At 65.7% G+C, this 13,502-nt stretch carries 10 protein-coding genes; 7 read left to right on the forward strand and 3 right to left on the reverse strand.

Translation table 11 applies throughout. The features are described 5' to 3' along the window. Nucleotides 1-6 precede the first annotated feature (6 nt). Nucleotides 7-2,367, reverse strand: a complete 2,361-nt coding sequence (locus DFR51_RS09810; protein ID WP_243445491.1) for a penicillin acylase family protein — start codon at nt 2,365-2,367, stop codon at nt 7-9. A gap of 331 nt (nt 2,368-2,698) precedes the next feature. Here DFR51_RS09810 and DFR51_RS09815 point away from each other — a divergent pair, with 331 nt between their 5' ends. The 3 genes from DFR51_RS09815 to DFR51_RS09825 all read left to right on the forward strand — a co-directional run bounded on the left by DFR51_RS09815 (nt 2,699) and on the right by DFR51_RS09825 (nt 7,548). Continuing rightward, entirely contained in the window at nt 2,699-5,089 is a 2,391-nt protein-coding gene (locus DFR51_RS09815) for a penicillin acylase family protein (protein ID WP_121050462.1), read from the forward strand. Between the two features lie 76 nt (nt 5,090-5,165). Then, nucleotides 5,166-5,804 carry a helix-turn-helix domain-containing protein gene (locus DFR51_RS09820; RefSeq protein ID WP_121050465.1) on the forward strand — a complete coding sequence of 213 codons (639 nt, stop codon included), beginning with the start codon at nt 5,166-5,168 and terminating at the stop codon, nt 5,802-5,804. Nucleotides 5,805-5,898: 94 nt separating this feature from the next. Next, nucleotides 5,899-7,548: an N-acyl-D-amino-acid deacylase family protein gene (locus DFR51_RS09825; protein WP_121050468.1), complete on the forward strand. Its 1,650-nt coding sequence runs from the start codon at nt 5,899-5,901 to the stop codon at nt 7,546-7,548. Here DFR51_RS09825 and DFR51_RS09830 read toward each other — a convergent pair. Both DFR51_RS09830 and DFR51_RS09835 read right to left on the reverse strand, forming a co-directional pair. Next, entirely contained in the window at nt 7,535-8,392 is an 858-nt protein-coding gene (locus DFR51_RS09830; RefSeq protein ID WP_243445492.1) for a Rossmann-like and DUF2520 domain-containing protein, read from the reverse strand. The two genes, DFR51_RS09825 and DFR51_RS09830, sit on opposite strands and share 14 nt — an antisense overlap. Next, nucleotides 8,389-8,874 carry an Lrp/AsnC family transcriptional regulator gene (locus DFR51_RS09835; protein WP_121050475.1) on the reverse strand — a complete coding sequence of 162 codons (486 nt, stop codon included), beginning with the start codon at nt 8,872-8,874 and terminating at the stop codon, nt 8,389-8,391. Before DFR51_RS09835 ends, DFR51_RS09830 begins: the two co-directional genes overlap by 4 nt. A 119-nt stretch (nt 8,875-8,993) precedes the next feature. Here DFR51_RS09835 and DFR51_RS09840 point away from each other — a divergent pair, with 119 nt between their 5' ends. From DFR51_RS09840 to DFR51_RS09855, 4 genes are read left to right on the forward strand one after another with little or no spacing between them, the layout of a single operon-like run. Next, nucleotides 8,994-10,049: a Leu/Phe/Val dehydrogenase gene (locus tag DFR51_RS09840; RefSeq protein ID WP_121050479.1), complete on the forward strand. Its 1,056-nt coding sequence runs from the start codon at nt 8,994-8,996 to the stop codon at nt 10,047-10,049. A gap of 17 nt (nt 10,050-10,066) precedes the next feature. Beyond that, nucleotides 10,067-11,296, forward strand: a complete 1,230-nt coding sequence (locus DFR51_RS09845; RefSeq protein WP_121050482.1) for a 3-methyl-2-oxobutanoate dehydrogenase (2-methylpropanoyl-transferring) subunit alpha — start codon at nt 10,067-10,069, stop codon at nt 11,294-11,296. Between the two features lie 13 nt (nt 11,297-11,309). After that, nucleotides 11,310-12,314: an alpha-ketoacid dehydrogenase subunit beta gene (locus tag DFR51_RS09850; RefSeq protein ID WP_121051527.1), complete on the forward strand. Its 1,005-nt coding sequence runs from the start codon at nt 11,310-11,312 to the stop codon at nt 12,312-12,314. A gap of 6 nt (nt 12,315-12,320) precedes the next feature. Continuing rightward, complete coding sequence (locus DFR51_RS09855) at nt 12,321-13,502, forward strand: dihydrolipoamide acetyltransferase family protein (RefSeq protein ID WP_121050485.1); 1,182 nt, start codon at nt 12,321-12,323, stop codon at nt 13,500-13,502.

Below are 13,502 nucleotides of genomic sequence, written 5' to 3' on the forward strand. Positions count from 1 at the left end.
CCCCGGTCAGCGACCGGGGGTGAGGCTGATCACGCGCTCGGCAACGTTTTCGACCGCCGGGCGCGTGTACGTCATCGGCGCGAATTCACCCGCGAGCCATCCGGGCAGGAAGTCTCCATAGTGCGGGCTTGATGCATCCGCCGACTGGCCGGGCATGTTCATGAAGACCGATTTGTCCCAATCGCCGACATCCATGACGATGCGAACGGACGGCCCGTGCACGGCTGCAAGATCGGCGTTCGGCGCTGCCAGCGCGACCGTCGCTGCAGAGCCGCCCACGGGGCGCGGCCCGATCGTCATTGCCTCGAGCGCATCGGCACTGAGGCGCGTGCCGAACGAGGGCTTCAGTTTGAGTTTGTGCACGGCGCCCCACGTCCAGCTTTCCATCTCCGGCCCAAGCCGCCGACGCAGTTCGCCAAGCGCGGCGGACAGGCTTTCCCGCAGCACGGTTTGCGTCGTGGCCGCAGCATCCGGCCCCAATACGGCATCGCGCGTTTCGAGGATGTGGAGTGCGGCATCCGCCGACACGCGCGGTGCGAGCGGCTGCGCATCGGGTGCGACGACATGGGCGACAAGCGCGGCGCCGAGGTGCGACGCGAGCCACGTGCCAGCGATCGCCGCCGCTGCGCTGTCGGCCCGCATGTCGCCGTTCCAGTCTTGCAACAGGGCAAGCGCCTTGCTCTCCGCATCCACGCCCTTCATCTCTTTCAGCAGCGCCAGAAGGCGCAGCGCCGAGATGTCTCTTATGTCCATCTGCATCGCCGCCGCATCAGCGACGGAAAAGCGTTCCTTGCCGGAAAGCAACTGCGCGAGCCGATCGTAGCGGCTGCGATCGGTGAATTCGTACCCGAGGGGAACGTCGGCCGGATAGTCTTTCGGCACGTTCCGCTCGTTCGCGGTGGCGATCCAGCCTTCGGCGGGATCCTTCACGCTGGGAAGGCTGCGCGGCGCGTGGAACCCCTTCCATTCGTAGCGCCCATCGCCCGGAACCGGCATCAACCCGTCCCAGTTCGGGCGCACGGGCGCGAGGCCTGCCGCGGTCCAGCCGATGGTGCCGTCCGGGCCAGCCCAGATGAGGTTGAGCGGCGGCGTGCCCCAGTGATCCGCAGCCTTTCTGAAATCCTCCCAGCTCGCCGCGTTCGCAAGCCACGATGCCGCCGCATAGGCCGACGTGCCGGGCTCGGACCAGACCGAGCGAACCGCATAGGCCTGATTGCGCTCCGCGCTCCGATGGATGACGGGGCCGTGCCGCGTGAACGCCAGCTCCACCGCGACCGGTTTCCCGCCTTTCACGGGGATCATCTCCCGAACGACGCGCATATTCTCCCAGCGCCCGCGATAGCGATATTTGTCCGCCCGGCCCGGCTGCGTCTCGTAAACGTAAACGTCTTCCTGGTCCGTGCTGAAAATGGTGAGCCCGAACGCGCCCTTGCCGTTGTGGCCGAAGGAAATGCCGGGCACGCCAGGCTCGCCCGCACCGATCAGCGACAATCCCGGCGCTTCGATATGCACGACGTAACGCAGGCTCGGCACCGTGAGCGCGCGGTGCGGATCGTTCGCCAGAATGGGACGACCGGTCGTGGTGCGCGATCCTGCGATGACCCAGTTGTTGGAGCCGTCCTTCACATCGTCGGGAAGCGCATCCGCCGTTTTCGTCAGCGCGTCGAAATTCACGGGGCCGGTGGCGAGTGCGTAATCGTCCATGACGTCTGCATCGATCGTGCAGGGATCAAGTCCTTCCGGCACCTGCGGCGTGTGATCGGGATAGAGGCGCCGCGTCGCACGCGCCGCATCAAGCCCGCCCTTGCACACGAGCCGCGCGCGCTGAACCTCGGAGGCCGCGTTCATCACCAGCGCGTGGGTGCGGATACGTACGACATCCTCGGCGCGCCAGTGCGCAGGGCTGCTGTCGGTCATCGCGAATTCGCGTGGCAGCGGCTTCGAGCCTGCGCGTACTTCGTCGACATAGGCGTTGATGCCCGCAACGAATGCTTCGTAATTGCCCTCGGCGCCGGGGCCGTAGCGGCGCCATTCGCTCGCCATGTCCCCGCGATACAGAAACAGGCGCGCGGCGCGATCCTGCTTCACATAGGCGTCACCGAAGCTTTCGGACAGAAGACCAAGGCCCCGTTTGCGCCACAGATCGATCTGCCAAAGCCGGTCGCGCGCGACGTTGTAGCCTTGCAGGAAATAGGCGTCGTGCGTGTTCGCTGCGTAGATATGCGCCAATCCCCAGCGATCGACGATGATTTCCGCCGGCGCCTTGAGCCCGCGCACCGTCGCGGTCTCAGTGGCAGGTTCGGCATATGCGATGGTCGCCGACAGCGATACGGCAAGCGCCGCGAATACCCGAAATCGTCTGATCAAACCCAGTCCTCCCCGCACTCCCGAGGGACGTCTATAGACAGGGGGAGCCCGCCGACGGAATGGAAACATCGTCCGCGCCGTGCCCGAGGCGCGAACGAATTTTCCTATAGTAACACTTCCGCGACGGTGGCCGATACAACATGCAGGCAGTCAGAATTCTTCGTAATACATTATTATATATCTATATTTTTTAGAAAATTTGAATTCGGGTCACACAGCACGTCGCCCAAACGATGCCTGGAACGCCTAACATTTTAGTGTATATGAAAACTTGGTCAGATCCCGAACAACGCTCCGACGCATCGACATTTCCGACAGGGCGACCGAGAGAATGAAGAGATTCGGTAAGGTAAAGTGGCCGCTTGCAGGCACCGCGTTCGTGGTGCTGGCGCTCGCGGCGGGCACATACGGCTGGCTGCGTACATCGTTGCCGGATTATTCCGGCACGCGGCAGGTCGCCGGGATCAGCGACACGCTGGAGATCGTGCGTGATGCGCGGGCCGTGCCGCATATCTTTGCCGCGACACGTGACGACGGCTATTTCGGTCTTGGATTCGTGCACGGCCAGGACCGGCTGTGGAATCTCGAAATGACACGCCGCGCCGCACACGGCCGCCTTGCGGAAGCGATCGGCAGCGACGGGCTCGGCACGGACAAGCTCGTTGCCGCGCTCGATATCGAGGCCATAGCCGATCGCACCGAGCGCGCCTATTCGCCCGCAACGCGCAGCGCCATCCACGCCTATGTCGCGGGCATCAACGCGGCGCTCGATGCACGGAGCGGGGCGCTGCCGCCTGAATTCCTGCTCACCGGCGTCACGCCCGAACGCTGGGAGGATCGCGACGTCAGCCGCGTTGCGGGACTGCTGACACTCGGCTTCGGAGACTGGCGCGACGAATTGCTGCGCGCGCGCCTGCTTCCCGCAATCAATTGCGACGCACTGCGCTCGCTGTTCGCATCCCCGGCGGACAGCAGCCCGGTGACGCATCCGGAGGCGTCGCAAGCGCCCGGTGCGTCTGCGGCGGATACGTGCGGCGCGGTGGCGCTGAAGCCCGTGAAGACGGCGTCGACCGAACTGCTTCCCTTCGGCCGCGCGCTCCCCGCGTCGAACAGCTGGGCAGTCGCGGGCACTCGCACAGCGAGCGGAAAGCCCCTGCTCGCCAACGATCCGCACGGGCCGCTCACCGCGCCCGCCGACTATTATCCCGTCCGCATCGTCGGCACGGATTTCGAGCTGGTCGGTGCCTCCCGCCCCGGCGTGCCGGGTTTCGCCACAGGGCGTAACCGCGACATCGCGTGGGGCATCACCGACGTGATGGCGGACCAGACCGACCTCTTCATCGAGCGCGTCGATCCAGCCGATCCGACGCAATACATGACGCCTACCGGCCCGCAAAAGTTCGTGACGCGCACGGTGACGATCCCAGTTAAGGACAAAGCTGCGGAGCGTATCGTGCTACGCTACACCGCGCATGGCCCGGTGCTTTCGGACATCGACGACGAAGCCGCCCGGTTGATGCGCGAGCAATTGCCGCCGGGCCATGTGGTCGCGCTCGCCGGTGTGGATTTCCCGAGAGGCCAACCGATCATGGAAGCCTTCGCGAGCATCGCGACGGCACGCGATTGGCCGGAATTCGAACGCGGAATCGCGAGCTTCCACTTCCAGCACAATTTCGCGTTCGCCGATCGTTCGGGCACAATCGCGATGGCGACCGCCGCGCGCATCCCGCGCCGCGGCGGCGACGGCTTCCTGCCAGCGCCCGGCTGGGACGCGCGCTTCGCCTGGACGGGCTACGCCTACCCGCAAGAGACGCCGCGAACAGTGAACCCTGCGTCGGGCTTCGTCGCCAACGCCAACAACCGCACCTTGATCGGAAACCGCCTGTACGACAGCACCGCGTTCGAGCCGGGCTGGCGCGCCGCGCGCATCGTTCAGCAGCTCGGCACGGCGAAGCGCGCCGATCGGGAAGCGATGCGACGGCTGCAGCTCGATACCGTCTCCGCACAGGTCGCTGCGATGAAACCCATTCTCGCGGCGATGGCGCCCGCCACAACGGACGGCCGCGCCGCGCGCGACAAGCTGCTGCGATGGAACGGCGACATGGCGACTGGCAGGGCAGAGCCGCTAATCTGGTCGGCGTGGTACAGGGCAGCTGTCTCGGCGCTTCTGGAACCAAAGCTCGGCGCGCTCGCCAAGGATTATCTCGGCTCAACACGGCCGCGCCTTGAACGCCTCCTTTCCGGGGAAGGCGGCTGGTGCGCACGCGAGGTCTGCCCGGCGCTCGCCGCCCGCGCACTCGACACGGCGGTGAAGGACCTGCGCGGGCAATATGGCGACATGGCAGGATGGCGCTGGGGCGACGTGCACCGCGTGCGCTTCAAGCACGACATCTTCTCGCACCTGCCGCTCATCGGGACGCACCTTGTCGCCTCCCCCGCCGCGTCGGGGGATGCGACGACGGTGAACGCCGGGCTCAGCAATCTCTGGGGCGACGATCCCTACGCGGATGTCTATGGCGCCCGCTATCGCCAGATCGTCGATCTCGCCGATCCCGCGCAGAGCCTCTACATGATCGCGCCGGGCATGTCGGGCAACGTGCTGTCGCCCTGGTTCGGGCATCTGGCAGAAGACTGGGCGACAGGCCGCTACTTCCCGCTCACGGGCAGCACGGCGGAACTCCGCAAGGTATCCGTGGGTACGCTGACACTCACCCCGCGATGATTGGCGAGTGTTCCGCTTTCTATCCTTTTGACCTATTGCGGGTGCCTGTTCGTTGAAACTTGCCGGGAGCGCATGGATGGGCCGGCCGCCCACAAAACTCGCTGAAGCGCTGCGCGCACTGCGCCGCCGCATGGGGCTCACCATGTCGGAAGTCAGCCGCCGCACGGGCATCGCCATTTCGACGCTGTCGAAGGTCGAATCCGGCAAGATGTCACTCACATACGACAAGCTCACCCAGCTCTGCCAAGGTCTCGGCGTGGATTTCGCCGATCTGCTCGGCGGTTCATCTCCGGCGCAGGGCGACTCCTCGGCAAAGGGGCGACGCAGCATCAACCGCATCGGCGAAGGCGTCTTCGTGCGCACCGAACATTATGATCACTGCTATCTCAGCACCGATGTGTCGGGCAAAGCATTCGTGCCACTCGTTGTCTCGCCGCAGTCGCGTTCCTTTTCGGACTTTCCCGACTACGTGCGCCACGGCGGCGAGGAGTTTGTCTACGTCCTCGAAGGCGCGATCGAGGTGCATTCCGAGTACTACACGCCGGTGATCCTGCAGGCCGGCGAATCGATGTGGATGGATAGCCAGATGGGCCACGCCTATGTCGCGCACGGCGACGCGCCGTGCCGCGTGATCGCGGTGTGTTCGGGTAATCAAAGCGAACTGATCGACGCCGTGAACGCGGTTGATCAGCAACCACCGCAAAGGCCGGAATAAAGCACTAGGACTGCGGGCATATGCCCGACCTTGCTCGCGGAAAGCGTTTCCTTTACGCTAAATTTGAATTTAACTTCTACAAGAGGTTGCTCGCTTGAAGATCGCCGACTTCACCATCCTCAAGGCCTGTCGCGTGTCCGCCCGTGGGTTCACCGTGTCGCTCGCCGCAATCACCCTCGCCGCCTGTGCCGGCCAGCCCGAGCGCGTTGACCTGCTCCTTCGCGGCGGGCTCGTTTACGACGGTACGGGATCACCGCCGCGCCCGGCCGATGTCGGGATCACAAATGGCCAGATCCAGTTCGTGAAGAAGGCACCGCGCGTCATCGCCGCGCGCACGATCGACGCGAGCGGCCTCGCCGTCGCGCCGGGCTTCATCGACGCGCACAGCCACGTCCCCGAAGCCGTCGAGCGCATTGAGGGTCCATTCATCGACGCCCAGGACCTGTCGCAGGGCGTCACCACGATCCTGGCGAGCCCGGACGGCGGGCTTTCACCGCGCATAATGCAGCAGCTGAAGGCAGCGCTCGCCGCTAAGGGCATGGGGGTCAATTACAGCTGCTACGTCGGCCATAACGGCATCCGCGAAGAGGCGATGCCCGGCCAGCGCCGCGCTGCCACGCCCGAGGAGATCGAACGCATGGCGGCGATGGTGCGCGAGGGCATGGAGATGGGCTGCGTCGGCCTTTCCACAGGGCTGATGTACGATCCCGGCATGTTCGCGACCGAGGCCGAGGTACAGGCGCTCGCCGCCGCCGTGAAGCCCTACGGCGGCACCTACGATTCCCATACGCGCGACCCCGGCTTTCACATGGTGGAATCAGAGCGCGAAGCGATCGAACTCGGCAAGGCCGTGGGCATCCCCGCGAAGCTCGCACACCTGAAGGCGACGGGCCTGATCAACAAGGGCCATATCGGCAAGGTCATCGCGATGGTCGAGGCGGCGCGCGCGCAGGGCTTTGACATCGTTGCCGACCAATACCCGTTCGACGGCGCCACGGTGCGCGCGGTCTACGATCTTTTCGTCCTGCCCGACGGGCGCGGCGACCGGCAGGTGACGGAGGCAGAAGTGCGCGCGGCGCTCGTCGACCCCGCCCGCCGCGGCGCCGTGCGCGAGGCGACCGAGAACGGTGTCGACAAGGGCTTCTCCTGGATCAAGGCGGTCGGCTACGGCAACGTCCGGATCGTCGACGCGCCGGAAAATCCCGATCTTGTGGACGAGAATATCGAACTGCTCGCGAAGAAACGCGGCATCGCGCCGTTCGATCTTCTCGCCGATCTCGCCGCCCTCAAATCCGTCCGCGTCACGCTCGGCACGATCGACGAGGCGGACATCCGCGAACTCATCGTGAAGCCGTGGGTGATGGTTGCGAGCGACGGCGCCTACATCGACGCGCAATCCTTGGCGCGCGGCTATGCCCACCCGCGCGCCAGCGGCAGCTTCACGCGCGTGCTCGGCCACTACAGCCGCGACCTCAAGCTCTTCCCGCTCGAAGAGGCGATCCGCAAGATGACCGGCTTTCCCGCCGCGCATCTCGGCCTGGCCGATCGTGGCCGTCTGATGCCGGGACTCGCGGCGGACGTCGTGATGTTCGATCCCGCCACCGTGGCCGCGCGCGCCACTTATGCGGACCCGGGCGCCTTTTCCACCGGCATCGTCACCGTGATCGTGAACGGCAAGGTTGCCTTCGAAAACGGCAAACCGACGGGTGTTACAGCAGGACAGTTCGTGCCTAGGACGCGCTAAGAGCCACGCGCAGCGGCGACGGCGCCGGGGCTTTGCCGCGGCGCTCCAGTTCATCGACCGTGGCGAGCGCCATGGCGCGATAGGCGGGAAGCACCTCGGGGCAATCGCTTTCCAGTGTCAATAGGTGCCCGCGGACCATGTTCAGGTCCCCGCGCATCAACGGCCCGGAAAGCGCATCGAACCCCTTCGCGATGCTGTTTTCGAGCGAAGCCCGCACAAGCGGCGCGACCAGGGCTTCGGGGTGTTCAACACCCGCCGCATGGAGCGCGCGCGTCGCCCCCGCAAAGAGCGTCACGAGGTGGTTGGCGGCATGAGAGAGCGCGGCATGATAAAGCGTGCGCCGCTCCTCGGCGATCTGCACTGCGACACCGCCCAGCGCTTCCACGATCGCTCGCGATTGCCGCGCCGCTTCGCCGTCAGACCCTGTGACAGCGAAACGCGCGCCCGCCATGCGCTCGACTTCAAGTTCGGGATTGCCCGTGAAGGTCATCACCGGATGAATCGCCGACGTCCGCGTACCCCGGTTGCGGAGCGGTTCGAGAATGGCTGCGCCGCAGCCGCCGCTAACATGAAAAACCAGCGTATCCGGCCGTAGATGCTCGGCTTGTGCGAGCGCATCCACCACCTGCGGCAGCGCATCGTCCGATACCGCGATGGCGATCAGGTCGCATTGCTCCGCAAGCTCCTCCAGAGAGCGCGCGGCGAGAACGCCGCCCCCTTCAGGGACATGCCCCGGCGTCCGTCCCCACATCATGGGTACCGACGAAGACCGGTCGCCGAGCCCCAGCGCCAGCGCGCGGGCGACCCGGCCCGTACCGACGATCCCGGCCCGACCCGCGATCACGCCGCCGCCTCGCTCTCCAGAATCGGCAACTCCGTCGTCGATTTGATCTCTGAGAGTGCCACCATCGAATGCACCTCCTGCACGCCGGGAAGTTGCGACAGCTTTTCGAAGAAGAAGCGTTCGTAGGTCTCGATGTCGCGCGTCACGATGCGCAGCATGAAATCAACAGGCCCAAGCAGCACGAAGCAATCGAGCACCTCGGGAAACTCGCGGATCGCATCCGAGAACTCGTGGAGGTTGGAGCGGCCGTGGCGGGTGAGTTTCACCTGTGCGAAGACCTGCGTGTTGAGGCCCATTTTGCGCCGATCGAGCAGGCTCACCTGCCCCTTGATATAGCCCGCCTCCTTCAGCCGCTGGATGCGCCGCCAGCACGGCGCCTGCGACAGCCCGACCTCTTCCGCGATCTCCGTGGTGGGGCGCGACGAATCCCTCTGAAGGATCGCGAGAATCTTGCGCTCGAACGCGTCCAACTCTTCCAGCATGATTTATTCCGCAATTATATCTTCCGCGAATAACTCATTCCATAGATCGCCGCATACAAACATACGAGCAATTTTTATCAGTCGGATGCGTGGTAGGCTTTGCGCGAAAGGGAGTTTCGATGGTCCACCGGCCGCACGAAGTAAGCGATTTCCAGGAAGATATTCACGTCGTCAGCGATGCGGACGGCGAGGCCATCGGCGTGATCGCCATTCATTCGACCGCGCTCGGACCGGCGGCGGGCGGGTGCCGTTTCTGGCACTACGACAGCCACGCCCACCTCACAGCCGACGCGATCCGGCTCGCGCGCGGCATGAGCTACAAGAATGCAGTCGCAGGACTGCCGCTCGGCGGCGGCAAGGCGGTGCTGCAGCGCCCGGCCGGCAGCTTCGACCGTGCCGCGCTGTTCCGCGCCTTCGGCGATGCCGTGGAAAGCCTGGGCGGTGCCTATGTCACAGCCGAAGACGTCGGCACCGGCGTTGCCGACATGGAGCGGGTTCGCGAGCGCACACGCTATGTCGCGGGCCTCCATGCAGAGCCGGGCAAGAGCGGCGGCGACCCTTCGCCCTGGACCGCGCGCGGCGTGTTTGAATCGATGCGCGCGGCGGCGCGCTTTGCACTGGGCAGCGACCTTGAAGGCCTGACCGTCGCGGTGCAGGGCACGGGCAACGTCGGCGCAGCGCTGTGCCGGATGCTGCGCGGTGCGGGCGCACGGCTCGTGATCGCGGATATCGATCGGCGCCGCGTCGATGCGCTCGTCGCGGAACTCGGCGCGCGGGCTGTGGGCATTGATGAAATCGTTGCCGCCGAAGCGGACATCTTCGCTCCCTGCGCGCTCGGCGGCGTGCTGAACGCCCGGACGATTCCCGCACTGAAAGCGCGCCTCATCTGCGGCGCGGCGAACAACCAGCTTGCAACCGAAGCGGACGGCGAAGCGCTGGCCGCACGAGGCATCGTCTATGCGCCCGATTACGTCGTGAACGCGGGCGGCATCATCAACGTCTCCGCCGAATATCTCGGCGAGGCGCCCGAAGAGGTTGAGCAGCGCGTCGGCGAGATCGCGCCGCGGCTCACCCGCATCCTCGAAGCTGCCACAAGCGACAACACGCCGCCGCACATCGTCGCCGACACGCTTGCCCGCCGCATCATCGCGCGCGGGCGCCGTGCGGCCGCCTGAAGCACAAGAGAACCGCCATGCTGAAGAACAGTTCGCGCCTGCACATTCCAGAGCCCGGCTGCCGCCCCGGCGAAACGCCGGACATGTCGCACATCAAGGTGCCGCCAGCGGGCGAGGTTCGCCGGCCGGCCGAAGATGTCGATCCCGCCGAGATCCGCGATCTCGCCTGGGCGCTGATCCGCGTGCTGGATGACGACGGCAATCCGGTCGGCGACTGGAACCCGGAACTCTCCGCCGACGTGCTGGAAAAGGGCCTGCGCGCAATGATGCTGACGCGCGCCTACGACGCGCGCATGGTCCGCGTGCAGCGGCAGGGCAAGACGAGTTTCTACATGAAATCGACGGGCGAGGAGGCTGTCGCCGTCGCGGCGGCGCTCGCGCTCGAATACGGCGACATGTGCTTCCCCACCTACCGCCAGCAGGGCCTGCTCGTGGCGCGCGACTGGCCGCTCGTCGACATGATGAACCAGGTCTATTCGAACAGCCGCGACCGCCTGAAAGGGCGGCAGATGCCGGTGTTCTATTCAAGCCGCGAAGCGGGGTTCTTCTCGATTTCGGGAAATCTCGGAACGCAATACAGCCAGGCGGTCGGCTGGGCGATGGCATCCGCCGCCGACAACGACAGCCGCATCGCCGCCGCGTGGATTGGCGAAGGCGCAACGGCGGAAGGCGACTTCCACCACGCGCTGACCTTCGCCAGCGTCTATCAGGCGCCGGTCGTCCTCAACATCGTCAACAACCAGTGGGCGATCTCGTCCTTCTCGGGCATCGCCGGCGGCGAGCGCACAACGTTTGCGTCGCGCGGACTCGGCTACGGCATTCCCTCGCTGCGCGTCGACGGCAACGATTTCCTCGCCGTCTACGCCGTCACGCGCTGGGCGGCGAACCGCGCACGCGGCGGTCTCGGCCCCACGGTGATCGAGCTGTTCACGTACCGCGCCGAAGGCCACTCCACCTCCGACGATCCGAGCAAGTATCGCCCTGGAGCGGAAGCCGCCGTCTGGCCGCTCGGCGATCCCATCGAAAGGCTGAAGACGCACATGAACGGCGCGGGCCTTTGGAGCGAAGATCAGCACGCGGCACTTGAAAAGGAACTTGAGGACGTGGTTCGCGCGGCGGGCAAGGAATCCGAGAGCTACGGCACGCTGAAGGAAGGCGCGCGCATTCCGGCCTCTTCGATGTTCGACGACGTCTACAAGGAGATGCCGCCGCATCTTGTCGAACAGCGCAAGCAGGCGGGGGTATAACGCCGTGGCGACGATGAACATGATCGAGGCGCTCAACAGCGCGATGGACGTGGCACTGACGCGCGATCCCGCGGTCACGATCTTCGGACAGGACGTGGGCTATTTCGGCGGCGTATTCCGCGCGACAGATGGCCTGCAACGCAAGCACGGTTTAACCCGCGTTTTCGATGCGCCGATTTCCGAAGGCGGCATCGTCGCCGTCGCGGTCGGCATGGGTGCCTATGGCAAGCGACCAGTCGTCGAAATCCAGTTCGCGGACTACATCTACCCCGCCACCGACCAGCTCATCTCCGAAGCCGCGCGGATGCGGTATCGCACAGGCGGCGAATGGTGGTCGCCGATCACCGTGCGCAGCCCCTACGGCGGCGGCATCTACGGCGGCCAGACGCACAGCCAGAGCCCGGAAGGTATCTTCACGCACGTCGCAGGCCTGAAGACGGTGATCCCATCCAACCCTTACGACGCCAAGGGCCTGCTGATCGCCGCGATCGAGGACGACGACCCCGTGCTCTTCTTCGAGCCCAAGCGCCTCTACAACGGCCCCTTCGACGGGCATCACGACAAGCCCGTCGAGCCTTGGTCGAAGCACCCCGCAAGCGAGGTGCCGGACGGCCATTATGTCGTGCCGCTCGGCAAGGCGAACATCGTGCGCGCCGGAAGTGCCGTCACCGTGCTCGCCTACGGGACGATGGTACATGTCGCGCTCGCGGCAGCGAATGAAACCGGCATTGATGCAGAGGTCATCGACCTGCGCACGCTCGTCCCGCTCGATCTCGAAACCATCACGCAGTCAGTGAACAAGACCGGCCGCTGCGTCGTCGTCCACGAGGCGACGCGCACGTGCGGCTTCGGCGCCGAACTCGCCGCGCTGGTGCAGGAGCATTGCTTCTTCGATCTTGAAGCCCCGATCGAACGCGTGACCGGCTGGGACACGCCCTACCCCCACGCTTTCGAATGGGAATATTTCCCCGGTCCGAAGCGCGTCGGCGATGCGCTCCGGCGCACGATGGAGGCCTGAGGCGCGATGGCGAACTACGTCTTCAAACTGCCCGACATCGGCGAAGGTATCGCCGAGGCCGAACTCGTCCAGTGGTACGTGAAACCCGGCGATGCGGTCGCCGAGGATCAACCGCTCGCCGACGTGATGACCGACAAGGCGACCGTGGAACTCACGTCGCCGGTCTCCGGCACCGTCGTCGCGATCCACGGTGAAGAGGGGCAGCTTCGGCAGATCGGCTCGGCGCTTGTTGAATTCGCACTCGAAGGCGAAGCGCCCGCCGAACCCGCGGAAGAAGCCGCGCCCGCTCCAGCCCCGGTCGAAACGCCGCCCCCCACACAGGCACCGGCCGCGCAGCGCCCCAAGGCCTCGCCGCTGGTGCGCCGCCTTGCGAAGCAGGCTGGTGTGCAGCTGGAGGACGTAAAAGGCTCCGGTCCTTATGGCCGCATTCGCCGCCCCGATTTCGAAGCCCACCTCGCAGCGGCGCAGAAACCGGCTGCGCCCGCCGCTGGGGAATTCACCGAGACGAAACTCGTCGGCCTGCGCCGCAAGATCGCCGAGAAGATGGAAATCTCCGCGCGGCGCATCCCGCATTTCGCTTACGTTGAGGAGGTCGATCTCACCGCGCTCGAAGCCGCGCGCGCGCAGCTCAATGCGCGCTATGGAAACGAACGGCCGAAGCTCACGTTATTGCCGTTCTTCATCCAGGCGCTCGTCCGCGTGCTGCCGCAGTACCCGCAGATCAACGCGACCTACGACGACGATGCCGGCGTCGTCCGCCGCTACACGCCTGTCCATGCCGGGATCGCGACGCAGACCGACAACGGTCTGATCGTGCCGGTGGTTCGGAACGCACAAAGCCTTGGCCTCTGGGATCTCGCCGCAGAGATTGCCCGCCTCGCCGCCGCCGCGCGCGATGGCACAGCGAAGCGCGACGAACTCTCAGGCTCCACGATCACGATCACCAGCCTTGGTACGCTCGGCGGCATCGCGACAACGCCGGTCATCAATCATCCGGAGGTCGCGATCATCGGCCCCAACCGCCTCGTCGAACGCCCGGTCGTACGGAACGGCAGCATCGAAATCCGCAAGATGATGAATGTGTCCTCATCGTTCGACCACCGCGTGGTGGACGGATACGACGCAGCGCGCTTCATCGGCGAGGTGAAGGCACTTCTCGAGTCCCCGACGCTGCTGCTGGCGCGCTGA

The organism is Sphingosinicella microcystinivorans (genome assembly GCF_003634215.1).
GTDB lineage: Bacteria > Pseudomonadota > Alphaproteobacteria > Sphingomonadales > Sphingomonadaceae > Sphingosinicella > Sphingosinicella microcystinivorans.

Bases quoted from the DNA above. Each gene is read 5' to 3' on its own strand.
- DFR51_RS09815 (WP_121050462.1), top strand. From the start codon at position 2,699: ATGAAGAGATTCGGTAAGGTAAAGTGGCCGCTTGCAGGCACCGCGTTC.
- DFR51_RS09820 (WP_121050465.1), top strand. From the start codon at position 5,166: ATGGGCCGGCCGCCCACAAAACTCGCTGAAGCGCTGCGCGCACTGCGC.
- DFR51_RS09835 (WP_121050475.1), bottom strand. From the start codon at position 8,874: ATGCTGGAAGAGTTGGACGCGTTCGAGCGCAAGATTCTCGCGATCCTT.
- DFR51_RS09840 (WP_121050479.1), top strand. From the start codon at position 8,994: ATGGTCCACCGGCCGCACGAAGTAAGCGATTTCCAGGAAGATATTCAC.
- DFR51_RS09845 (WP_121050482.1), top strand. From the start codon at position 10,067: ATGCTGAAGAACAGTTCGCGCCTGCACATTCCAGAGCCCGGCTGCCGC.
- DFR51_RS09850 (WP_121051527.1), top strand. From the start codon at position 11,310: ATGAACATGATCGAGGCGCTCAACAGCGCGATGGACGTGGCACTGACG.
- DFR51_RS09855 (WP_121050485.1), top strand. From the start codon at position 12,321: ATGGCGAACTACGTCTTCAAACTGCCCGACATCGGCGAAGGTATCGCC.